At 42.4% G+C, this 571-nt stretch carries 1 pseudogene; it reads left to right on the top strand.

The window, feature by feature from the left end:
* A pseudogene (locus HT687_RS11375) lies at positions 1 to 453 on the top strand (IS66 family transposase); the annotation flags it as partial.
* Positions 454 to 571 lie beyond the last annotated feature (118 nt).

Raw genomic sequence — 571 nt, 5'->3', positions numbered from 1 at the left:
AAAATCCGAGTGATAAAATCGTGAAAGCTCCTATCCCTAGAGCCCCTTTGGCGCATAAGCCTTGGCTCAGCTTCTATTATCGCTCACACCATCCATCAGAAGTTTAATCTGAAGGTTCCCAATTATCTCCAAGAAGAAGAAGATTGGGCTAGGATGGGTTTACCAATCACACGTAAGGAAATCTCTAATTGGCATATCAAGACGAGTCAATACTATTTAGAGTCCCTTTATAAGCTTTTACGAGAAAAGTTGTTAGAACAAGCTCTTCTTCATGCGGATGAAACCTCTTATCGGGTCTTAGAAAGTGATAGCCATCTGACCTACTATTGGACTTTTTTGTCAGGAAAATCAGAGAAACAAGGGATTAGGCTTTACCACCATGATCAGCGTCGAAGTGGTTCAGTAGTACAAGAATTCCTAGGAGATTATTCTGGATATGTGCATTGTGATATGTTGCGGCAGTAACTTAGGACTTTAGTCCTCTAGTTCTGCCTATGCGATAGCAGTCCAAGGTTTAGGAGCAAGGCGACGCTAAGCTTGGTAAACTGCGAACCGCTAGAAGCTTATCGTC

It is taken from the genome of Streptococcus sp. 1449 (assembly GCF_013276805.1).
Taxonomy (GTDB): Bacteria; Bacillota; Bacilli; order Lactobacillales; family Streptococcaceae; genus Streptococcus; species Streptococcus pseudopneumoniae.
Note: the sequence above shows the minus strand (reverse complement) of the source record. Positions and strands in the feature narration are given on the sequence as shown.